Origin of the sequence: Psychrobacter cibarius, from assembly GCF_016107535.1 — a bacterium.
GTDB lineage: Bacteria > Pseudomonadota > Gammaproteobacteria > Pseudomonadales > Moraxellaceae > Psychrobacter > Psychrobacter cibarius.
The window spans coordinates 24,188-48,850 of the sequence record NZ_JABASQ010000011.1 but is presented as its reverse complement, the minus strand read 5'-3'; the positions used below and the strand labels follow the sequence as shown (position 1 = coordinate 48,850).

Sequence of the window (24,663 nt, the reverse complement as noted above, 5' to 3'; positions counted from 1 at the left end):
CCCAGCTCAATAGCTAGGCTTCTTCGACGTCATTATTTAAATAATTAATTAATCATAAATAAAGAGGCTATAGAAACAACTTACTCAGGCATCAATACTGCATCGATAGTGTGAACCACACCGTTCGTTGCCATGATATCTGTACCAGTAATATTAGCCGTGTTACCAGTCGCATCAGTGATGACATTAGCATCACTAATATTGATAGTAGCACCATTTACAGTAGCAACATCAGTACCATAAGGAATGTCAGCTGCCATAACGACCATAGGTACTACGTGATACGGAAGTACTTTTTTCAGTAGATCTGTATCGGCTAATAGCTCTTCTTTAGTAACGCCTAGCTTCTCTAACACAGGAGCAAATGCATCATCAGTTGGTGCAAATACCGTATAAGTCCCAGCATCCATCATCATTGTATCTAAGCCAGCAGCTTGTAATGCAGCCGTTAGAATCGTTAGATTTTCGTTGCCAGCTGCTATTTCAGCAATGCTTTGCGTCGCAGCAGTATCGGCCATTGGATCGGCTTCAGTCATTGGCTCAACTTCGGCAACGGGCTCTACAACCACTTCTTCAGTAGTCACTTCAGGCTCAACAGGATCAGTAACTGCTTCTTTATCATTACAAGCGGCTAATGACATAGCAGCTGTAACGACAGCAATAGAAAGTAAGTTTTTCTTCAACATAAGTATTTCCTTATAAAGGGATGGTCTGTTAAGTGACTTGTTTGACAAATAACTTAACCCAGTTAATGTATATAACAGCGAACCACTTATCTGTTGCAAATGATAGCAACTAAACAATAGTAATAATGTCGCCTCTGCTATACCAATAACTATAATTTTAACTGATTAATTTCGGATTAATGCTTACTTAGGTAGCAACACTGTATCGATCACGTGTACAACTCCATTGTTCGCTTGTATATTCGCGGTCACGATATTAGAGGTACGATCTCTCCCATCGGTAATTTGTTTTTTATCGTCAAATGTGATGCTGCCGCCTTCTAGCATCTCTTGACTGCCTGCCATAATTTCAGAGGCAAAGACGCGATCGTCTTCAATCACATGATAGGTGAGCACTTTCGTCAACAGCGGCTTATCTTGTAATAGCTGTTCTTTACTTATATTAAGTTCAGCTAATAATTTAGCAAAAGCGGCATTGTTTGGTGCAAAGACGGTAAGGTCAGCATCTTCATCAGCCAGGGCATCAGCCAATCCTGCTGCTACCACCGCTTCTTTGAGGATACTGAGATCCTCTGTGGCAACGGCTAGATCCACTATAGACTTGTCAGTAGGTAACAGTACATCGTCAATGAGGTGAATGACGCCATTAGTGGCTAATACATCTGTTTTGATAATTTTAGAGGTATCCCCACTTGCATCCATAATGACATTGGCATCACTAATAGAGAACGTTTGACCATTGACTGTTTCGATACTGTCGCCATAAGGAATATCAGCAGCTTTGACTGTCATATTGGGGATAACATGATAAGTTAAGACCATGGTTAATAGCTCTTTGTCAGCCAATAACTCTTCTGATGTCACATCAAGCTCTTCCAATAATTCAGCAAATGCAGCATCAGTAGGTGCAAATACAGTAAATTCGTCCTCTGATGACATCAAAACTTTATCAAGTCCAGATGCCTTTAACGCAGCATTAAGAATGGTTAGATCTTTATTTTCAGCAGCAATTTCTGCAATATTTTGTGTTGGCGCTTCTACAACAACTGAAAAATCATTGTCATCGTCATTACAAGCGGCTAGCGGCAAAACGGTCATGGCAAGCGCCAGAGATAATAGGGTTCTTTTTAGCATGATTATACCCTTATGTATGAGTTCAGATGAACCATCTACTTTGTCAGTAGCATCCGTCGAATGATTGAAGTCGGATGATTGAAACTGTTAAATAATCAAAGCTTTCAACAAGAAACAAAGATGACTGTCGTTTATTGTCGTAGTGTTAAACAATAATGATGACATGCTCAAAAAATATCTCAAATATTCTAAATGCCAGCAGTGTCATCTAAAGGAGCTTCATCTAAAACAATTGGCAATTAAAATAGCGTGTATTTAACAATCATGTCATCAAAGACGGTAGCTGGTACTCATACCAGCTTCATCATACAAAGTAATAGGGATATAATTCTTTAACTGTAATTTTGAAATCTATCTTATTTGGGCAATAATACTCTATCGATAACATGTACTACGCCGTTATTAGCAGCAATATCGGTTTTTATAATATTGGTAGTACGACCATTTTCGTCCATCAATTTGCCCTGATTGGTGACCATCAGAGTATCTTTACTGAACATAGTAATATTGCCCGGTTTAACGTCTTTCGCATATACTGGCGCCGCACCGTTAATCACGTGATAGCCTAAAATCTTAGTCAATAGTGGCTTGTTAGCAAATAATTGTGCTTTGCTCATGCCTGTTTCTTGCAGGACTTGTACAAATTCGGCATTGGTCGGCGCAAATATTGTATAGTTTGCATTCGGGTTAGACAAAGCACCCGCCAAATCTGCCGCTACGACGGCTTCGACCAGTAGCGAGAAGTCAGGATTACTTTGGGCAACTTGTACCACGTTCATTTTTGCCATAGATTGACTGTGCATAGGCGCTTTCATCGCTGCGCTTTTGCTTGGCATCATATTATTACAAGCGCTTAAACCAGCGATTGAGAGTGCTAATGTACCGATGGTAGCAATTTTAGTAAGCTTCATAACATTATCCTTAATGATTGAGTATTTATTGACTGTTCTATAACTGTCTTGCAGATTAGATCGTCTTCCCTTATAGCAAATACTAGCGCTAATAATAGTGGTAAATGTTAGATGTCACTAATACAACTATTAACATTTACTAGTAAGTATTGCTTATGAAACATCAATCCTTCTGAAATTAAATTAACATATAACAAAGCTTTATCAATTCCTCTTTACGCAACTTTTTGTAGTACAGGTGTAAACACTGTCTGACTTTTAAGCACAATCGTTGTGCTTTCATTTATAGAAACAAAGCTTTATGTAATCTTTAAGCGAAATGATATTCATTTGTTCCTAATCGCTTAATGCCATAAACTTTGAACATCATGCTCACTCAATCAACAGGCAGATTTTTTGTCTAGCATATTGCCAAAGAGGAATAAGTACTGTCCCACGTGAGGTATGATTTTCATGCTAGAATAATGCGGATTTGCCCACGCCTTTTATAAATGTTGCACGCTATTTATTATTCTTATTCTTATTCTTATTACTTCCCCTTTTATAACATTGACGATATAAGCAGCGCTCCTATGACTCAAACGATGACTTCTCAATCTGATCCTACTTCTAGTCCATCATCCGCTGATGACTTTATTTTAACGCCACCTGCCGTGTTTCCTTATAAAGAGCAGCAACTGACGGCACGTGCACGTATCACCGAGCAAATGGCATCACGCATCTTGATGTTAGATGGGGCGATGGGTACACAGATTCAGACCTATAAATTAGAAGAAGCAGATTATCGTGGTGAGCGTTTTGCCGATATCAATCAAGACGTACGCGGTAACAATGATTTATTGGTACTGACACAGCCGCACATGATTAAAGACATTCATCACGATCATCTGCTAGCTGGTGCCGATATCATCGAGACCAATACCTTTAACGGTACGCGTCTGTCGATGGCTGACTACGATATGCAGTATCTAGTGCCTGAGCTGAATAAGACAGCAGCCAAGATTGCCCGCGAAGCAGCGGATGAATTTACGGCAAAAACACCTGAGAAACCGCGTTTTGTCGCGGGTGTCGTAGGGCCAACTTCACGCACGTGCTCGCTATCACCGGACGTCAATGACCCAGCCTTTCGTAACATTACCTTTGACGAATTGGTACTAAATTACCGTGAAGCGACCTTATGCCTGATAGAAGGCGGTGTCGACCTCATCCTCATCGAAACAATATTTGATACGCTCAATGCTAAAGCAGCCATCTTTGCTATTACGGGCGTGTTTAATGACATTGGTTTTGAATTACCAATTATGATTTCGGGCACCATTACCGATGCCTCAGGTCGAACGCTATCAGGTCAAACCGCTGAAGCCTTTTATAATTCAATCCGCCATGCCAAGCCATTATCGGTTGGCTTTAACTGCGCATTAGGCGCTGATGCACTGCGTCCGCATATCCAAACGCTGTCGAACATTGCTAATACCTATGTGTCAGCGCATCCAAACGCGGGTTTACCCAACGAGTTTGGTGAATATGATGAAACAGCCGAACAAACAGCCGCCCTACTCGAAGGTTTTGCCAAAGCGGGTATTTTAAACATCGTTGGTGGCTGTTGTGGTACGACGCCTGAGCATATCCGTCAAATCGCTAAAATGGTGGCAAATTATCCACCGCGCGTCATTCCAGATATCCCACCTGCCTGCCGTTTATCGGGTCTTGAGCCATTTACCATCAATGCCGACAGCCTATTCGTCAACGTGGGTGAACGTACCAACGTGACAGGCTCTAAAAAGTTTTTACGCTTGATTAAAACCGAAGCCTACACCGAAGCACTCGATGTGGCGCGAGATCAGGTCGAAGGCGGTGCGCAAATCGTCGATATCAATATGGACGAAGGCATGCTCGACTCCAAGCAAGCGATGATTCATTTCGTCAACCTCGTGTCTGGTGAGCCTGATATCAGCCGTGTACCGCTGATGATTGACTCGTCTAAATGGGACATCATCGAAGAAGGTCTTAAGCGTATCCAAGGCAAGTCCGTCGTCAACTCTATCTCATTAAAAGAAGGTCATGCTGAGTTCGTTGAGCGTGCCAAGCTTTGTATGCGCTACGGTGCCGCCGTTATCGTCATGGCATTTGATGAAGACGGTCAAGCCGATACTTACGAGCGTAAGATTCAGATTTGTCAACGCAGTTATGATGTATTGGTTAATGAAGTTGGTTTCCCATCAGAAGACATTATTTTTGACCCAAACATTTTTGCCGTTGCCACTGGTATCACTGAGCACAATAATTATGGTGCGGACTTTATTAATGCCACCAAATGGATTACCGATAACTTGCCCAATGCGATGGTATCGGGTGGTGTCTCTAACGTCTCGTTTAGTTTCCGTGGTAACCCTATCCGTGAAGCCATAAACTCCGTATTCCTCTATCATGCGATTCAGAATGGTCTGACAATGGGTATCGTCAACCCTGCCATGCTTGAACTGTACGATGATATTCCAAAGGAAGCACGCGACGCCATCGAAGATGTGATGCTCAACCGCAACCAAGGTGAGAGCGGTCAAGACGCCACCGAACGTCTGATGACTGTGGCTGAGAACTACCAAAACGGTGGTAAGAAAAAAGACAGCACCGTTGATATGAGCTGGCGCGAAGGCACGGTAGAAGAACGCATCGCCCATGCACTGGTCAAAGGCATCACTACCTTTATCGAAGCTGATACCAAAGAAGCATGGGAGAAATATCCCAAGCCGCTAGAAGTCATCGAAGGCCCACTCATGGACGGGATGAATATCGTCGGTGACTTATTTGGTGCCGGTAAAATGTTCTTACCACAAGTGGTCAAATCAGCTCGCGTGATGAAACAGTCCGTTGCGTGGCTCAATCCGTATATCGAAGCAGAAAAAGTCGAGGGTGAAAAGAAAGGCAAAATCCTCATGGCAACGGTCAAAGGCGACGTCCACGATATCGGTAAAAACATCGTCGGCGTGGTGCTGGGCTGTAATGGCTATGATATCGTTGATCTGGGTGTCATGGTGCCGTGTGAAAAAATCCTCGATACCGCTATCGCTGAAGAAGTCGATATCATTGGCTTATCAGGTCTGATTACCCCAAGTCTCGATGAGATGGTCTATGTCGCCAAGCAAATGCAAGAGCGCGGCATGACGTTACCCTTGATGATTGGCGGTGCAACGACCTCCAAAGCGCATACCGCGGTCAAAGTCGAGCCACAATACCAAAATGATGCCGTCATCTATGTATCTGATGCCTCACGCTCAGTCGGTGTAGTCACCAAACTGCTCTCCAAAGAACACCGTCAAGCGCTGATCGATGAAACCCGCGAAGAGTATGTCAAAGTACGTGAACGCCTTGCCAAGCGTCAACCAAAAGCGGCGAAGGTCACGTATGCCGAATCGGTCAAAATTGGCTTTCAGTATGATTGGGAAAACTATGTGCCACCAGTGCCTAATAAGTTAGGCCAAGTGATATTGGATGATTACCCTATCACCAACCTACTGCCATATATTGATTGGACGCCGTTCTTTATCTCTTGGGGTCTGACAGGTAAATACCCGAAGATATTGCAAGATGATGTGGTCGGCGAAGCGGCACGAGATTTATTTGATAATGCCAATGAGCTGATGCAAAAGATGATTGATGAAAAATTAATCGTCGCCAAAGGGGTGTTTAAACTCATGCCTGCGCGCCGTACGGGTGCCGATACCGTTACTGTCTATGATCATGCTAGTGAAGGCGGCGCAGCAGAATATCAATTCGAGCACTTACGTCAGCAAAGCGACAAAGCCAGTGGCAAACCAAACTTTAGCTTGGCGGATTTCATCTCGCCATCAGAGACGCATACCGATCACTTGGGCGGCTTTACCGTTTCTATCGTGGGTACAGAAGCACTGGCTGAAAAGTATAAAGCAGCAGGCGATGACTATAATGCCATTATGGTGCAGGCATTGTCTGATCGCTTAGCAGAAGCGTTTGCCGAGCATTTGCACGAGCTCATCCGTAAAGAGTATTGGGGCTATCAACCGACTGAATCACTCACCAATGATGAGATGATTAAAGAAAAATACGTTGGTATCCGTCCAGCACCTGGCTACCCTGCCTGCCCTGAGCATACGGAAAAAGGCAAATTATTTGATTGGCTGGGTACGGTAGATGCGATTGGTACAACACTAACTGAGAGCTATGCAATGTGGCCTGCGTCCTCGGTCAGCGGATTCTATTACTCGCATCCTGATAGTGAATACTTCAACGTCGGCAAAATAAGCCGTGATCAGTTAGAGAGCTATGCTGAGCGTAAAGGCTGGGATATGAAGACGGCTGAGAAGTGGTTAAATCCGAATTTATAGTCGATTGGCTAATCAAGTGATAGAAACCTAATAGTTATTCTTTGGCTTACTCATTTAACATGGGTAAGCCATTTTTTATGGCAGTCTATTTTTCCCACCATCAGCAAACTTATCGCTACGTTCATAGCAAAATACTTTCATCATTTACTAACAATAACCATGCTAGATTATTGTCTATTCTATTATTTTTATCTTTGTGAGATAGGCTATGAATCAGATTGCATTACTTTCTAGTTGGATTGGCAAAACCTTTGCAATCTGGGCATTGGTCAGTGCTGTTTTGGGATTTATTTTTCCTGAGTTTTTTGCCTCGTTGGCTTTTTTAATCGTTCCCATACTTGGCATCATTATGTTTGGGATGGGCATGACGCTCAAAACAGAAGATTTCCTAGAAATCGTCAAACGCCCCAAACCTGTATTGGTAGGGCTATTAGCACAATTTACGCTCATGCCATTGATTGCTTACCTATTGACGGTCATTTTCAACCTTGATCCTTTAATAGCAGTCGGTGTTATTTTGGTTGGTTGTTGTCCTGGCGGCACGTCGAGTAACGTAATTACGTTCTTAGCCAAAGGTGATGTGGCATTGAGTGTGGCGATTACCTCTATCTCTACCCTACTTGCGCCTTTTCTGACCCCTATTCTACTCAGTGTTTTTGCGGGGCAGCTGATTGATATCGATTTGGCCAGTATGATGATAACCATTACCAAAATCGTCATCTTGCCCATATTACTGGGTGTTATCTTTCATAAGTTTTTGGGTAAAAAGATCGAGTTCGTCACCGAGGTATTACCGATGGTATCGGTATTGGGTATTTCCATCATCATAGCGGCAGTGGTTGCCGTGTCTAAAGCAACTATTCTAGATAGCGGTGCTATCGTCTTTATCGTGGTTGCCTTACACAATATGACGGGTTATACCTTGGGATATGTAATCGCTCGCTTGTCTGGCTTTACGGAAAAACAACGCCGCGCGATTATGATAGAAGTGGGCATGCAAAACTCTGGTCTGGGCGCTGCCCTTGCGGCAACTTATTTCAATCCTGTCGCTGCCTTACCTAGTGCAATATTTAGTGTATGGCATAACTTTAGTGGCGCACTGGTTGCAAATATTTTTGCTAAGAGAGATGCTAAATAAGTAATGTTTAAATCGGAATTTCTAGAGCCGATTTTTGCTTCTTTTCTCCATTATAATAAAGTCTAAATAACATACCATAATACATATACTCGATTAAATAGCGAAACAGCAGGACTAATATCAGAATAGAATATGTAAATTTTTAGACATCGAGATATTGATTTATTTTTTTAAAGACAGGATGTATGCAACAAATCATATCTTACATTTATTTATATTTATTGAAAAATATAGTCGCATCTGACTTACGTATATCTAAGCTATACTTAGGTATTAAGAAAACTGATTCAGTTTAATGAGCCACACTCAACTTTAAGTAGTATTGTTTGTGGATATGTTAAACCCTATAGGAATTAGAATGGATAACAGCAAAGCGTATCAACTCACTTATAAAATTTCAGACAGCGGTATTGGTTTTAGGATATCATCACATTTGAGAGCCACTCATACTCTTGAACAAATCAAGCAACTATTAGATTCTAACAAAGTTAAAAACAATCAACTCCTCAGAGTTTTTGTCTCTTCAGCATATTATACTGCCCAACTAATGGACACTGCTGAAATATCCAAGCAATTCTCTATCACAAAACGAATAAAACAGAATATAAAATGGTTAGGCTACACTATCGGTATGGCACAACTACCCTTTACTCGTCTTGATAATGAAATTAATCGAGCCCTCTATTTAGAGTACTTTAAAAACGATTACACTAAATCTCAGAAAATATATCGGTCTTATGTTGGTCATTATCTTAAAGCATATAAACAAGACAAAAAAGGTGCAGAAGATCAGTTTTGTACTGAAAAAGGTCTTAAAAACTCAGGAAACCGTTGGACTAACACCAGCTCTGGTCTACTTAGTCCCATGGCCGATGCCATTGCTTTGCTAACCACATCGAATGTACACAGTTCGTCTTACTCACTCTTACAAGAGCTTGCAAAGCTAGGACACGGTATTGCTATTTTAAGATTAAATACACGTGAAGATCAGCAAGCACCTGACATTATCATGCAGTTGGTTGATGAAAACGAGTATGCATTAGGTAAATTGCATCATGAATTTATGAATGGTGAAAGATGGGCGACTGAGTATTTTTGCTGGCATCAAGACGATTCAGGAAAATTCAATATCACTAATAAACGTGAAGCGCATGCTTCTGCCAGCTTTATGAATGCGGTGGAGGCTTACAATCGGCTAGCTTTTGATCAGTTCTACAAGCAACAGAGTAAACCAGAGATTATTGAGAGGCTTGATATCATTAGACAAATCATGGAGTTAGATTTAGATATCAAGTTGCCCAAAGAGGCGTTTACGGGAGGAGACGGTGATAAAATCAGCGCCATACCTTATCAGCCTGACTATACATTTGAAGCTATTCTACCTCAGCTCGAAAAGCGAGCATTTGAAAAAATATCTCAAGCGCTCTTGCTACATTCAGAGTGGAAGCGCGCAAAAATGTTGCTCGGTGAGTGTTATAAATTGGCGCTTGGTACAGAACAATCTGTTATCAAAGCGTTTGGACAATTTTTAGCTGTATCTGAAATGGATTATCATAACTCTAAGCCAATTAATTCTGTTGATAGTTGTTACTTTGATAATAGTAAAGAAGTCGTTGCCTCTCTAAAACCTTTTATCCATGCAATACATAAACCACACTTATTACCACAAGTTAAAGTAGATAAACAGGATGTTGGTAGCGGTATTGAGTTATATCCTCAACCAAGCACAGTATTTATATCTGATCAGCCATGGCTTATTAAACACTTTATGCCAGTAGCAAAGATTGATTTAGGTTTATTAAAAAAGGAGTGGCATGGCATCACTCTGCCTATTTGTCTGGCGTACGAACCTGATGAGATAGCTATTTATACTATAGGAGAGAAAACTAGCGCTCATCACAACGATTATCTTGGCAATGGCTGGTACTCATTTAAGCTCAATACTGATAATCAATATGAGTTTTTAGGCAAAGAGTCTTACTTCTATTTCACTAATCACGAAGATACTGATCGCATTATTGAACATCGACACGATATCCAGTTAAGACAACAACTGTACTGCGAACAAAATGAGTTGTTCAAAACAAGATATAGAAATCAACAGGACACATTCGAGCCTGTTGAAGACTATATTGAGCTTGGTGGTGAACCGCCTTACCTATTTACGATAGTACCACCAAGTTTTTACTGTTCGGTCGATAAGATTATGATTACGATAGAAGATAAGCCCATGTATCATATTACCACTATCAATAAGGAAGTATTTTCAAAGTATTATCAAGTTGGCAATATTAGTATATTTTTTGAGCCTGATAGTCGTACTGTACTTTACTCATGTAAACACATCAATGTGATTTAACTATAGAATGTTTATTAGACATTTAGAAAATACATTCGTACACTACTGAACTCTAAATTCAAATCTACCTCGTAAACTTGGTACCCTATATACCAAAATGGGCTAAATAATTTTATGAACAATGTAATTAAACTATTTATTTATATTTTATATGCGTTTTTTAGTTTAGGTTTACCTTGGTATATAATGAAAGCTGCTGAAACAGCAACACCAACTATCAAATTTATTATTGGCGCATTAATAGTACTTTCTGTCACATTTATGACGTCACTATTCTATTACTGGATGCACAAATATTTTTCTAGGAAAAATAACTCATATACAAACCCAGTATATCATCTAATGCCAAAAACCAATTTTAGCTTTATGTTTAACTCATTACTCATTGAATGGAGTGCCGTTACGCTAAGTGCTCTGATATTTGGTTATGGTTATAGCGATGATAGTTTCACAGTTATGTTGATAGCACTTGCTATACTTTGGGTACCTTACAATAGAATTATTGATCAATCCGAAAAATCGTTTTACGAGCAGCTCAAAGTAGTTCGCAAACAACTATAGTAATAAAATTCTAATGACTATAGTTTTTTGATACCTTTAAGGTTAAGTTTTCGAATGACTAGTTGGATACTATAGTCATTTCAATATAAAGTTGATACGAGCGAAAAGCAGGATTAGCTGTCTACTCATTTCGTACTAGTTTAAAATCAATCTGATTTACCTTTACCCCGCCGACACCGCTCAGAACAATAAATTATCTGCTCCCAATCCTTCTCCCATTTCTTACGCCACGTAAACGGACGCTGACAGACGGGGCAGGTTTTTTGCGGTAGGTTTACTTTTTTATGTGCCATCATCTGCCCCCTTGTGCCGTATATCTAATATCTATGGTTAATGTTTACTGCCTATTTATCTTCTTTTTGATGATCTAGCCCTTCATACTTTTTCACCCGTCGGCATTGGTCGGAGCAATAGACCATGCTCTCCCAGTTTTTATCCAACTTTTTAGTCCAGCTAAACTCACGCTCGCAAACAGGGCAAAGTTTTTTGCGGACGTTCTTCTTTTTGTGCGCCATAATTTTCTCATTGGTTTGATATAGTCGATTCACTACCATCGGATACGGTGTCAGTTTTGCTTAACCTACTGTTTATAGCACGCTTACTCGCTGTCATTGTATCCAAAGTAGCTGTTGCCGACTATATTACCACTGTCTCTTAATCATAAGCCCTATTTATAGTGCTATTCATAAGTGCTATTCATAAGTGATGTTCATAAGTGCAAGTCATCAGCATTGCTCATAAGCGTTAATAATTAGTTGTTAATCGGCAGCTATTAATCAGTAGTGACTAGTCATAGTCGTCAAAGATTTTATTAAGTCGATTGAGGCTATTAACGATTAGCTTGCCAGATTGATCGGTACTGGTATCAATCGCTAGCTTCTCATCCATTCGCATCGTCAGTGGCTCTAGCGCTTGCTTGAGGGCAGTTGCCATCAGTGCCGTTTGCTGATGAATATCAGGGATATCACTATCGGCTGTTTGATTATCATTATTGCTAACCAAGCTATCCGCCATTTTTTGCGCCAGTTGCTCAACGGCATTGACCAGCTGCACCATCAGTGCTTTTTGCACGTCTTGGTTTTGCTTGAGATATTCTCCTTCCGCTTTATGGTCATGCTTATATATTTGTAGCAATTGACTCACGCTTTTCTCAAAGCCATTATCGATACTGTCGCTGACGACTTTGGCATTGTTGATCACGCTATCGGCAAGGATTTTCTGTGACTCTAATTGAGCGTTTAGCTGGGCATCGAGTTGCGCTTGCTGTCCTGCTTCTCGTAAGCGAGCAATTTGCTCTGGGTCATTTTTGGTTAAGTATGTCTCAAACTGGCTACTGATGGCATTGAAGCCACTAACCAAGTCGACCAACTGGGCAACGATACGCGCGCCCGTATCGCCATCTTCACCGCCCATGGCTTTGTTACGTAAGAAGTCGGCTTTGATTTGCGCCCAACGCTCTGTTTCTGCTTCGGTCAAGACGCCACGCATCTCGCCAAGCTTGAGCAGGTTGCTCTCTGCACCTTGGGTCAATAGCTGTGACTCGCCCAAATAGTGATCATCTATCAGCTGGTTCAGCTCATTTTCATTCATGACCGCCGACAGCTTTTCGGTCATCTTATTCATATTGCGATAACTGCCTTGCAGTTTAAATATCGGCTCAACACGATATTTATCATCTTGCGAAGCGGAGGCAATATAAGCTTGGTTGACATCGAGAATGATTTTTTGCACCCTAAACATATGGCGCAAGATAGCGATAATCTCGTTAATCTCTGAGGTGCTATACGGATAAGTCAGCTCGCTGCTTTGTGTTTGAGCAAAGTTGGCATTGTCCGTTTTTGCCATTTTAATCAAACGATGGACATCACTTAAATCACGGTTGGCCATTGGTGCGAGGACGGTATTAGAGGTCAGTGAGTTTTCGATATAACTGAGTGCAAACACTTCTTCCATGCCGCTCATGATATCGCCTAAGTTGTAGATATCGGCACGGTTGGCGAGCATGTCAGGGACTTTGAAGGCCTCGCCACTTTCGGTGTACGGGTTACCTGCCATGACCACGCAGAACTTTTTGCCACGCATGTCGTAGGTTTTAGTCTTACCTTGCCAGACACCATCGATACGGCGTGTACCATCGCCCAACGAGATAAACTTCTGCAAAAATTCCGCATGTGTATGCTGAATATCATCAAGATAAAGCATGACATTATTGCCCATCTCAAAGGCTAAGTTAATTTTATTCAGCTCTTCTCGCGCAGTGGCATTGGGTGCTTTTTCGGGATCTAAGGACGTCACATCATGACCGAGTGACGGACAGTTAATCTTCATAAAGATAAGGCCAAGACGGTTTGCCACGTATTCCATCAAAGTCGTTTTACCATAACCTGGTGGCGATATCATCATGAGGATACCCATCAAATCGGTACGCTTATCTTCACCGACCGTGCCCATCTGTTTGGCAAGATTGTCACCGATAAGTGGCAGATAACTCTCGTTAATCAGACGGTTACGTACAAACGAAGACAATGGACGCGGCATAAACTCGTCCAGACGCAACGTCTCTTTTGAGTCATGCAATATCTCTGAGCGCATGGCCAAATAACGTCTGTAGGCAGGAATGACTTGGGTATCATGATGATGCAGACGATTTAAGAAATCATCGACGGCAAAGGTTAACGTCTGCTGATGAATACGCGCATGCTCACCTAGCAGATTATTAACCTGACTCTCAAGCGAGACCTTACCCGTGCTACGCTCAAAGCTTTGCACTTGATTAAGCGGATTATTAATACTGGTCAATGAAGGCGTTGATGAGGTGATTGAAGAAAATGACAAGGCCGATGATGTGCCACTTGTACCTTGATTATCTATTTTTTTACTACCTTGCCCTTTATTAAAAGCCCTTTTATCAAAGCTAGCATCTGAATCAATGAGTCGTTGCACCAAAGCTTCACGCTGAGCATCATTTAACTGGGTAAGTAAGACGGCAATGGCTTCGGGTACATAATGACGGCCACTCTCTAGCTGTTGCTTGCGTAGCGCATCTTTTTCCTTACTCTCAGCAAGCTGCTCTTCACTGAGTGCCTCGCCTGCCTCATCCGTGCCATCAGCTAATACGTTAGCCAACTCAGTACCACCATAATTCTTATCAAGTAGTGCATGAAACCATGTGGCTAGTAGCTCATAGGCTGATTTGGGTTGAAAGCCAAGCTTACTGATAGAAGATTGTAGTTGGTCAAAACTGGCCGTATTTTGCGTGCTGCCTGAGGCACTATTCAATGTTTGGCTTAGCTGCTCACACAACTGCTGCGCTTGTTGGCTGGTTTGCCAGTTTATTGTGCTATGCGCGCCTGCACTTGATTCCGCTGACTGCCCCATGACGCTCACCAAGTATTCACAAGCAAGCTGAACATAGCTTGGTTTGAAGATATTAGCACCGTTATCAACGCTACCATCTTTATCAACGCTAGCACTGGTATCGCCACCAATATTGTCATCATTATGAGCGACGACAAAGTCACGCATCACTTGGCTCATATCTTCGACCAATAAAGATTTGGCCGTATCACTGCCCAGTGCACGGCGCAGTTGCTCGGCGGTAGCGGCTCTGTCCGGCCAGTTATTTGCACGCGTCAGCACAGACTCATTTAACCAAGTGTCATAACCAAATTGACGTAAACTGTCTAAGCCCAACGCTTGTACGATATTTAACTGCCAATAGAATAATTGCGCCAAGGCACGTACTTGCGGGGTATAAATCAGTAGCCCTGCTTCACGCAATGTCGGTAATATTTGCATCAGTAATAACGTAGCATCATGGTCGTGAATACCTTTGTCATAGCCGAGCTGATAGCGAGGGGTGGCGTAAGCTTTGACCAGTTTGGACAACGGACTGTCATTATCAATATCACCATTCACATCAAGGGTAATGACAGTCGCATCGTATGCTTGATATAGACGTTCTTCAGTCAAACCATCTTTACTGTTCTTAGCACTTTCGATAATGCTATATGCCAAATACTCGGCGCGGTAAACGGCATCGGACTCAGAGGCGATATTCATATCCCAATACGGACGCAGGGCGTTCAGTTCAGTATTATTAAGCACTTCATAATAGTCTGTGCCGGTGAGATGTAGATTTAAAACACGATTACCATCTGACTGCTGACGGCTTAATAAAGTCAAATCAAGTGGCTGAGTATTAACCGAAAAACGGTGCTTGCCCAGTTTAATGATCTGACCACCATCTTCAAACAAATCCGACTTATCTTTTAGGCTTTTATAACTCTCGATTTGAATGGCTTTTAGACGGGCGTCGATGTCATCGGCTTTGACGCTAAAGCCCATCGCTTGTAGCTCTTTTGCGATGTTACGGACTTTTTGTACCAGACCATCAGCCGCAAAATACGTATTTAACGCCTCTTCCTCTGTAAAGCCGGTGACGCCAGTGCTTTGCGTGCGCTTCTTGATACTCTCAAGCATCCGCAGCGCACCATCGCCTAAGTTTTGTGCTTTGCGATTTCGGGCATCGAGCAGTTGCTGTTTATGATTTTCAAAGGTCTCGTAAATCTCTTCACGTTTACTGATGATATCGGCTAAAAACTGATCGCCGCTGTTGGTCTCTGGATCAGCGAACTGACTTTCTAATTCTTCTAGCTGCACCAATAGCTTAGCCATTTGCTCATCTGATTTCTCAGGGGTATTGGCAATAGATAACGCATTGGCAATCGATTGCCCGAATAGCTTAAACTGCGCACCAAATTGTGCAACGGCCTCCGCTGAGCCTAGATTTTTGCGTTTATGATTGAGCTTGGCTTTGCTCTGGTTCAAGCTCGCATAAATGGTCGATATGTCATCGATGATTTGCGTACGTACGGTGGCATCGGCAACATCTAATGTGCCTAGTAGCTCCGTTAGCAGATCTAACCCTTGCGCCGTCTCGTCGATTTTATCCAATACAGGTTTTAGCTCGGCATTGGTTTCTGCGGTGTTTAAGCGCTCACTGACATCGACTAATATGCCTTCGTAACTTGAGAGCGCCTCTTCGCCACTTAAAAACAGCACAGTCTTTTCAGCCAGCTCGCTTTCGGCTTCTTCTAGCTGCGTCTGCAATGCTTGTAGTTTATCGGCATCTAGATAACGCAAATCTTCCAAGCTGACCAAACGGCCTTTTTGGCGTCTTAACGCTGACAACTGATCGACATAATCACTGGCCGACTCAAAACTAGTAACGCGTATCTGCCGCAAAATCTCACTTTGCTGCGTATCGGCATCGGCTAACGCGGTTTGGGTTTGCTTTTGGATACTTTGTACTTTAGCGAACTCATCAATCACTAGCTCAGCCGTGGCCGTCACTTCTTTAATACTACTGGCGACTTCGCTCAGCTCAGGTTCAGACAACCAATAATAGCTGTCAAAGAGTCGGCTGGTATTATTAGTAAGCTCTTCATAGAGTTTTTGTGACACGCTTTGATTATCAATCAGGCGCGTGATGCTATAAAGGTCTGAGATACCGCGCACCAATTCTTTATTACCAATCTTGCCATAAAAACTCGTGCTTTCTGGCAGCTCACTTACATACTCGTGTGAGGCATAAGGCGTGTGCCATATCTGCATCGGATGAATGCGAGACGGCTCACTTTGGTCACTAAACAGCACCAAGCGGCCATTCTCTGCTAAAGCCATACCGTTGCAATAAATAGGGTTTGCCAATTGCTTTTTAATCAAGTTATAAGGGAACAGCCCCGTGACACCCAAGTCTCTATCGTAAAATAAGAATAGAACATCTTCCCCATTTGGCGAGACAATTTTACGCTTAAACCGTAAGTCAGTAGCGCCAACATTATTGGCCTCGAACAGCTTATACTCACCTGTCTGTAGATAATAACCACCCGGAAACATGATGCCGTGGTCTTCTGGTAGCTGAACACACGACTGTCCAATCGCATCCAAACGCAGCACCGCTTCGGTCAAAGTGTTATAAACGAAATAACGGTAGTCATCTTCACGATAAGGCAATATTTTGAGCAGTATTAAACTGCCCACTTTGGCATACGCAATCTCGGCATCGGTAAGCGACTGGGTACGGTCATTGACCGGTTCACTATAAATGCCTTGCCCTGACTGCGTATTGTCCTCAATCTTGATGGTCAAATCGCCACCGACCGTCTCTACAAATATCGTATCCAAGATATTCATATGCGGATATTTGCCGTTGATCATCTGATCGCGTGTGGTTTCTATCCAGTCAAAATCATAGGCAGGCGGCAGTTCAATGTCACGCTCGCCTCGATTGTCCACATAAGCGACTTGCGCCGACTCTGGTGTGCCTTGGCTAAAATCTAGCGCAAAACGGAACACTCGAATATCGGTGATACGCTCGCCAATCTGAAACGCCAACAGCAATTTGCTGTCTTTCACCGTTATTTGAATCAGGCGTGTTTGCTTATAATAGCGATACAGCTCATTAAAGTCTTGGACAAAGGCGTCTTGAGCCAAAAAAGTGCCTTTTAAGTCAACCTCTTCAAGCTGATACTCTTCTTCATTACCAGCTGGCTCGTTCAGACGATATAGCGACAATACATCCTTGATATTGCTCGCGCGTTTGAGCCCCATAAAGACGTTATAGCCAAATAGCAGATAATCACCAACCTGCACCATGTCTTGTGCCACACAGTTGTGCTCGGTACGAATACGAGTACGGGCAATAACTTGCATCTGGGTACTGCCAAACTCTTCGAGACGCGCATTATTTAGCGTCTGTGTCTGCTGCTCTAAGCGGCTACCTTGTTCGGTTAAACGCTTTTTGATGAGTTCATAAGCATTGCCTGAAGCAACGGCCTGATCGGTTTGGTTGGCTTGATTAGCATTATCATTGCTGTCTGAATTTGTTGAGTTTTGCGTGTCCGCCATCGTTGCTCGTCCGTTTCTGTTTTTACATAATAAGAGAATTTTGGGCAATAGAGAAAATAAGGAAATATTAAGGCATTTGATAAAGTAGCACTTGGCTAATCTAAAAAAACGAGTGGTCACTGCTATTTTTTTAGATTAACCAACTCATCATGATTCGTCGTTCTAAATCACCCTGAGTTAGCAAAAAAATCTGCCGCCTACACGACAGATTTTTTACTTTAGAAAATATTACTCATTCATACTGTTAGACAAAAACTTGTCCACTAATACTTGCCCAATAACACTAGACATTTAGACCCTATTAATAAGTCGTTTTATCATCACTTTTCTGGTTTGATTTCATGGCTTGACTGGCCATCACACCATTGATGATACCGCTCAATGTGTCTGACTTACCTGCTAGGCCATCAATGGCTTTACCGATAGACAATGATTTGGCAAAGTTATCAAAGAAATGTGCTTCGCCGCCAACAATATCAATTTTGGCTTTCTGTAACGCCACAGCCAATACTTCAGCATTTTCTTTCGCAATCTCTTTACCAGCGTCAATCGAAGCAAGCGCTTCTTGCAATGCTGTTTCAAGACTCATACGGAACTCTTCGTGCTCACGCGCCTCTTTGCTCATGCTACCCATGGCATTGAATTTCTCGACCAGACCATCTGCTTCGGCTTGGAAATGTGCACGAGTAACTTCGGCTTTTGCCAATCCAACTTCACGTTCTGCTTTAGCATTTGACTCACCGCGAGCCGCGATGACTTGAGCATCTGCCATGCCTTTTTCACGCTCAGCTCTGGCGGTAGACTCACCGCGAGCCGCGATAACCTCAGCGTCTGCCATGCCTTTTTCACGATCTGATTGCGCTTCAGCTTGTCCAGTTGCTTTGATAACATTGGCTTTGGCAATGCCTTCTTTTTCCAAAGACGCTGCTTTGACTTCTTGGATAGCCGCTTCAGCGAAGCCATGTGCTGACTCTTCTGCTTTGGTACCTTCGGCCATTTTAATTTTGGCTTCTGCATCTTTGGCGGATGCTTCAAGATTCGCGGCAGCCAATGTGGTGATTTCGACGGCTTTGTGCTTGGCAGACAGCTCTTCTGCTTCGGCTTTTTTCACCTGACGTACTTTGATTTCTTCGGCATCGGCTTCTGCTGCTAGGACGCGTGTTTGCTTAGAACGCTCAGCTTCGCTAATTTCGCGGACTTCTTTGATACGCTCTTCTTCTTGCGCAACGGTTTTGTCCACTGCGATACGTTCACGAATGACGTTGGCGATTTCTTTTTTCTCAAGCTCAATCGCACGTTCCGCTTCGATACGTTGCAAGTCAACTTCACGCTCACGAGAGACAATTTCTAAATCACGGGCACGCGTCACTTTTTCTTCTTCGATGACGACTGCACGCAAACGATTTTGACCTGCTACTTCGATTTCACGCTGCTGATTCTCACGCTGAATGGCCAAATCCTGCTCAACCGAGATAACGGCCGTTTCAGACTTTTTACGCTCTTCTTCTTCAATCTTGCGAGTTTCAGCCGTTTCACGCGCAATCACTGACGAGATTTCACGTTGCTGTTTGGCTTCGGCATCGGCTTGCTGACGCTCTAGCTCTAGCATCGCCTCTCTGGTTTCGACATTCTTTTTCTTAACGGCCAACTCTTCATCACGCTCAAGCTCGTTGGTGATGACGTTTTGGAAAGCCGTTAGCTGAGTAATTTTTTTGATACCTTCAGCATCTAAAATATTACTTGAATCTAATGACGCTTTTGGCGTTTGCTCTAAGTAATCAATCGCCACATCTTCTAAGACATAGCCATTCAGATCGTTACCAATTTCTTGAACGATACTGTCACGAAATTCGCTGCGGTTTTCAAACAGTTTGACGAAATCAATCTGCTTACCAACCGTTTTTAGCGCTTCAGAGAACTTAGCATTAAACAGCTCGTTGACAGCGACTTTATCTGATGCGCGCTCTACCCCAACCGATTTGGCAACTTTTAATACATCCTCTTCGGTTTCATTGACGCGTAAATAAAATGCCACGGTGATATCAGCACGCATGTTGTCTGCGCAAATCAAACCTTCTTTACCGCGTCTGTCCACTTCTAAGGTGATAAGCGAGATTCTCATCAACTCTTTTTTGTTGATGACCGGCCAAACAAAACCACCATCAAAACGTACGGCAATTTTACTCACACCGTTGATAATGAGTGCTTTGCCCTGCTCGACCTTAAAGTAGAAGGCCTTGAGCATCAGTAGTGCGACCATCATAAAAACAAACGCCAGCACTACAACCACGCCGACGATAATGAGTGTGTCCATATCCATTCCTTTAATTAAAACATTCCATAATCCATTCAATATAAATCAGATACGCTATCAGGCCTGCTAAATCTACAATTTACAGCACCTTTTATAACATGTACGCTTTATAGCCCTGTCACGCACCATTCTGATATCTGAACTACATTGAACCGACTATAACCAAATTTAAAAATATTTATGTTACTTCTAAAAATGCACAATTTTATTCATACTTTTACAATATTTTTTTATCTTCGACGACAGCAACTCGGTAGGTATTGGCTTCGTCTAAATACTCTATCAACATCACTCTATCGCCTTGTTTTAGCAAACCATCATTGGTGTCTGAACGAATCTTTAATATCAATCCTGCACCGCCATCATTTAGCTCTGCTTCGCCATGTTTATCTGTGACACTAAGGGTACGCACAACAGCGATCTTACCCACATTATTAGACGAATTACGTTTGGGAATTTTAGCGATATTTTTGCGAATCGGCGAAATAATAATACCTGTCAACCACATAGAGACGACCAATACGAAAATGAGCGCCCCTGTACCGAATAAATAATACAGAACGCCAGAATCGAAATATTGGTGTAAAAAGCTGGTATATAAATAGCTAAGCAACCAACCGATCAAGCTAATTAAGCTTAGTATGATGATTAAAGGGACACCGTAAAGACCAAATTTGAGCATGAGACCGGTAAAAAAACCAGTCGATGATAAGGTAGAGACATCAGCATCACCGCCTGACTCACCAAGGTCTACGCTATCCATATCTGCCATGCCGAGTAAAGACACAATCCAATATAAAGTGACGAACATCACAAGCCCTGTAAAAATAATCGTGGGATATAAACTGATTTTAGTGATAAAGACTAAAAAAGCTTCTTGCATTGCGCGTATTCTCCTTTTGCTCACCCAATCTATTAGCTCAATGACTTGGTTATGCAAATTGGTATTATGTGGATGATGCTCACTCGAATTAATGCTGCCAAGTTTACATTTTTTAAATCAACTTATGTTGCTTTATCAAGGATTATATATACATTCCATTACATAATACATAGGTTTTGCCTTTAACGTCCCCATATTGGAGAGCGCACGACTCCGCCCACCTTACTGCCAATGGCATAACTTGTATTACCAGATAATGAGTGAATGACCAAGCTGCCGTCATTTTGACCGCCCACTTGTGAAAGCTTTGTCGGATAGACAGCATACTGTGCAGATGGTGACAGACGTGCTGGTTCATCAAGTCCCGTCTCTGCTAGATTGGTGATTTGCCCAGTACTCAGCGTCATCACCGCAGCCTTACGACCATTGAGATATGCCATACGCTGACCGTCCAAGCTCAGTTGCGGACTGGCGACATAGCCACTTGTTGGCACAGGCGTGGCACTAGCAGTCTCGAAGTTATAGCGATAGATACGTGGGCGTCCAGCGCGGACTTTATCACTGGTATAGACAAAGCTTTGCCCATCACTGGCGTAGCTTGGCTGCACTTCCGTGCTCGGTAACGTAGTGAGCTGTGTGGTCTTACCGTCGCTCAGACGCATCTCATAGATATCAGCATTGCCGCCGACCGTCGAGCTATAGAGGAGTTTTTGCCCATCAGGTGAGAACGACGCTGACATATTGCTGCCTTCAGCATTTACCACAAGGTTGCGGATGTTGCTTTTGCGATCATAGATATAAATCTTAGGATGCTGGCGCGGCGCTTGTTTACTATATCCCAGCAGTTGCCCATCAGCTGACCACGCTGGCGCATAAATATAACCAGTTAGCTGATCGATTAACTGACGATCACTACCATCAGGACGAATGCTATAAAGCGTCGATATCTTTGCAGCTCCGACTCCTTGCTCCTCGACATAGGCAATACGCCCTTGCCGATCTATCGCTGACATTCGCGCCGTTAGTGGATTGCTCGCACTTATATTACTAGCAGGTGCTTGCATCGTTTTAGACATCGTACTAGGCAAGGTCTGACAACCCGTCAACAGAATAAAAGTCGTTAGTGCGGTGATATTACTTATCGTTCGTATATTGACGGATGATTTTGATACAAGCATTTTTGACATAAAATAACGTCCAATAAAGTATTGATTATTGCGTACTGAGAATCTTGACAATCAAGGCTAAAAGATTGAGTGCATTAAAATATCCTAGCCTAAAGACTTTACTTAATAGCAAATGACAGTGTAGCGTAAACCATGCCAAATTTTGGACAAAAAAATACCCCACTAGATAGTGAGGCATTTTTAAAACTACATCTGGCTTTTATAGAACACTGCTTTTATTCAACATTGCTTTTCGCAAATACTATTTAAAAACCATCTGTAATGATTGAATTATTTCGAAACGGCTTTGAAATGAGCAACTTGATTGCTATTGGTAATGGTCAAGATAGGCGTGTTATTGGCATTTTTACTGATGCTATATTTACCTTGTACGGTCGCTAAAGTCGCAGTATCAAAACTTGCTTGTGGCTCAGGGCATGCCATCATAGTAGATAAAACGTTGCCTAATACGACATTGCCATTCACAACCTTGTAGTCAGCGCCCATGTTATTGCAGGTGTTCATAAAGGTCACACGGTCACTGCCGCTGTCTTTGAAGAACTTTAGCGTCAATGGCTTCGCTGGATCAAAGAACAACTGGCTAACTTTGTCGCCATTGCTGCGTTTGGCGTCAACGAGCTGCCAATCATATGCTTGTAGCGTATTAGAAGTAATTGGTTGAGTCACTGGCGCTGTTACGCTAGGGGTGGTTTGGCAACCAGCAGCCAATGTACCTACCGCAAGTGTCGCTGCCATCATCATTTTAGTCATGTTTTTCATATAAACTCCTCTAGTGGTTTTTTTAGAATAAAAAATAGCTCTTATCCTAAACATTCGTTTTTATTATGATTAATTTACTGTTTTATTCATTACTCTCAATAATGCGGTCATTATGCACAACTGCAGCTTAACTGTCATTATAGATTGAGTGTATGATTACCCTGTTATTTGTTGCGCTCTATAGTCTTTTTGCTAACCTTTATTGTTAGACAGTACATTAACTGCTAACACTTTTTCTATAACTTCTCGAATATACCCTAAAAACCGACAATTTCTCGTTAAAATTACCGTTTTACTCATTTATGCTAGGCATTACTCTAGATTGGCGCTGTTCTGTTGTTGCAAAGCAGCATAGCCTACCAAACGTTTGCGCTCAGCCTCACCAAATAGCTGCTGTTCGATTTGATTGATTTGGGTTTGTGCTTGCGTTTTATCTGCACTTTGATTTAATAAGCGCTGTTTTTGGGCTTGATATTGGTCGAAACGTTGAGCAAAGTTAGCATCTTCTGCATCAACTCGCGCGAGGCGTGCGGCGGCTGGAGCACCTACCAGATCACGACGCATGTTATACAATTCCTGAGCCGTTGCCCCTTTTGCTTGCATCTGTTTTGTGCGATTCATCAGCTCGTTCAGATTGGCTTGCTGGGTGATACCGGCTTTGAGCGCATTATCCGGCATACGGCTTATATAGTTCTGCCGTGTTGCCTCTTTTTCCACATCCGTTAGCTGCTGGTTTTGGTTAATTCTGACCATCTCCATACTATAATCATCATACTCCTCTTCTGCACCAAAGAAGGCGGTAATGGTTTCTTTAGTAAAATACTGCTGACGCAACTTGGCTACATCTTGCTTTTGCTGAGCGACGACATTTAGATCCAGCTCACCGCTTTTTGCCGCTTGTAATTGCAGATTACCGTAACGTTGTTCTATTTCAGTAATGGCTTTAAGATAGGTAATATATTGGTCAAATATAGCGACCGTTTGACTAGCGGCAGGCTCTGGCGTGTGGTGACGAATATAGCTTTCAACACGGGCATAAATAACCGCTTCATCTTCTTCACCCAGCGCCGACAAAAAATAATCGAATAAACGCCGTAGACCTTCAGTGACGACCAACTGCTTATTTTCGTCAATGATGATTTCGCCGTCAATTTGCGTGCCTTGTAATGAGCGCGGCAAATGCTCCAATCCAGTGACAAATAGAGACTGGTTTTGGGCGGCAGTTGTTTGCACTACTTGGCCATTATCCAGCGCAGTTGATAGAGTAGCATCAGCCTCATTAGTGAGGGCACTGGATACTGGTTGCGCTGTAGCCATACGTGTATTATCAGGTTTGAACCACATAATCACCGCCGCCGTTATGGCTATGCTAACCACGGCGATTATAACTATTGGTAGATAGGCTGGGCGGCGATTATTCGACATAAATGAGGGTTCTTTTATAAGTCAGCTTAAAGG

Annotated in this window: 15 protein-coding genes; 4 read left to right on the top strand and 11 right to left on the bottom strand. The window is 42.6% G+C overall.

Translation table 11 applies throughout. The annotated features are described in order from the left end of the window. Positions 1-80 precede the first annotated feature (80 nt). From JFC08_RS08145 to JFC08_RS08135, 3 genes are all read right to left on the bottom strand, one after another. The gene (locus tag JFC08_RS08145) at positions 81-686 is read right to left on the bottom strand and encodes a fasciclin domain-containing protein (RefSeq protein ID WP_087814347.1); all 606 of its coding nucleotides are present in this window, start codon (positions 684-686) and stop codon (positions 81-83) included. Between the two features lie 183 nt (positions 687-869). After that, complete coding sequence (locus JFC08_RS08140) at positions 870-1,820, bottom strand: fasciclin domain-containing protein (RefSeq protein WP_198330360.1); 951 nt, start codon at positions 1,818-1,820, stop codon at positions 870-872. 356 nt (positions 1,821-2,176) lie between these two features. Next, on the bottom strand, positions 2,177-2,731 hold the full coding sequence (locus JFC08_RS08135; protein WP_198330359.1) for a fasciclin domain-containing protein: 555 nt from the start codon (positions 2,729-2,731) through the stop codon (positions 2,177-2,179). A gap of 572 nt (positions 2,732-3,303) precedes the next feature. On the opposite strand from JFC08_RS08135, the gene metH reads away from it, so the two are divergent. From metH to JFC08_RS08115, 4 genes are all read left to right on the top strand, one after another. After that, positions 3,304-7,092, top strand: a complete 3,789-nt coding sequence (metH, locus tag JFC08_RS08130) for a methionine synthase (RefSeq protein WP_198330358.1) — start codon at positions 3,304-3,306, stop codon at positions 7,090-7,092. Positions 7,093-7,300: 208 nt separating this feature from the next. Then, a complete protein-coding gene (locus JFC08_RS08125) occupies positions 7,301-8,230 on the top strand; it encodes a bile acid:sodium symporter family protein (protein WP_198330357.1) in 930 nt (309 codons plus the stop codon). A gap of 358 nt (positions 8,231-8,588) precedes the next feature. Then, positions 8,589-10,589, top strand: a complete 2,001-nt coding sequence (locus tag JFC08_RS08120) for a hypothetical protein (protein WP_198330356.1) — start codon at positions 8,589-8,591, stop codon at positions 10,587-10,589. A gap of 114 nt (positions 10,590-10,703) precedes the next feature. Next, entirely contained in the window at positions 10,704-11,150 is a 447-nt protein-coding gene (locus JFC08_RS08115; RefSeq protein WP_198330355.1) for a hypothetical protein, read from the top strand. A 146-nt stretch (positions 11,151-11,296) separates the two neighbouring features. Here JFC08_RS08115 and JFC08_RS08110 read toward each other — a convergent pair whose 3' ends face one another. The 8 genes from JFC08_RS08110 to JFC08_RS08075 all read right to left on the bottom strand — a co-directional run bounded on the left by JFC08_RS08110 (position 11,297) and on the right by JFC08_RS08075 (position 24,630). After that, entirely contained in the window at positions 11,297-11,443 is a 147-nt protein-coding gene (locus tag JFC08_RS08110; protein WP_198330354.1) for a DUF2256 domain-containing protein, read from the bottom strand. 51 nt (positions 11,444-11,494) lie between these two features. Next, positions 11,495-11,665: a DUF2256 domain-containing protein gene (locus JFC08_RS08105; RefSeq protein ID WP_010196547.1), complete on the bottom strand. Its 171-nt coding sequence runs from the start codon at positions 11,663-11,665 to the stop codon at positions 11,495-11,497. Between the two features lie 271 nt (positions 11,666-11,936). Next, positions 11,937-18,062, bottom strand: a complete 6,126-nt coding sequence (locus tag JFC08_RS08100; protein WP_198330353.1) for a DNA repair ATPase — start codon at positions 18,060-18,062, stop codon at positions 11,937-11,939. A 301-nt stretch (positions 18,063-18,363) separates the two neighbouring features. Beyond that, entirely contained in the window at positions 18,364-20,376 is a 2,013-nt protein-coding gene (locus JFC08_RS08095; protein WP_198330352.1) for a flotillin family protein, read from the bottom strand. Positions 20,377-20,593: 217 nt separating this feature from the next. After that, on the bottom strand, positions 20,594-21,259 hold the full coding sequence (locus JFC08_RS08090) for a DUF1449 domain-containing protein (RefSeq protein WP_193007860.1): 666 nt from the start codon (positions 21,257-21,259) through the stop codon (positions 20,594-20,596). Positions 21,260-21,441: 182 nt separating this feature from the next. Beyond that, complete coding sequence (locus JFC08_RS08085; RefSeq protein WP_198330351.1) at positions 21,442-22,446, bottom strand: PD40 domain-containing protein; 1,005 nt, start codon at positions 22,444-22,446, stop codon at positions 21,442-21,444. A 270-nt stretch (positions 22,447-22,716) separates the two neighbouring features. After that, positions 22,717-23,205, bottom strand: a complete 489-nt coding sequence (locus JFC08_RS08080) for an META domain-containing protein (protein WP_055125201.1) — start codon at positions 23,203-23,205, stop codon at positions 22,717-22,719. A 312-nt stretch (positions 23,206-23,517) separates the two neighbouring features. Beyond that, entirely contained in the window at positions 23,518-24,630 is a 1,113-nt protein-coding gene (locus JFC08_RS08075) for a lipase secretion chaperone (protein WP_198330350.1), read from the bottom strand. Between the last annotated feature and the right edge of the window lie 33 nt (positions 24,631-24,663).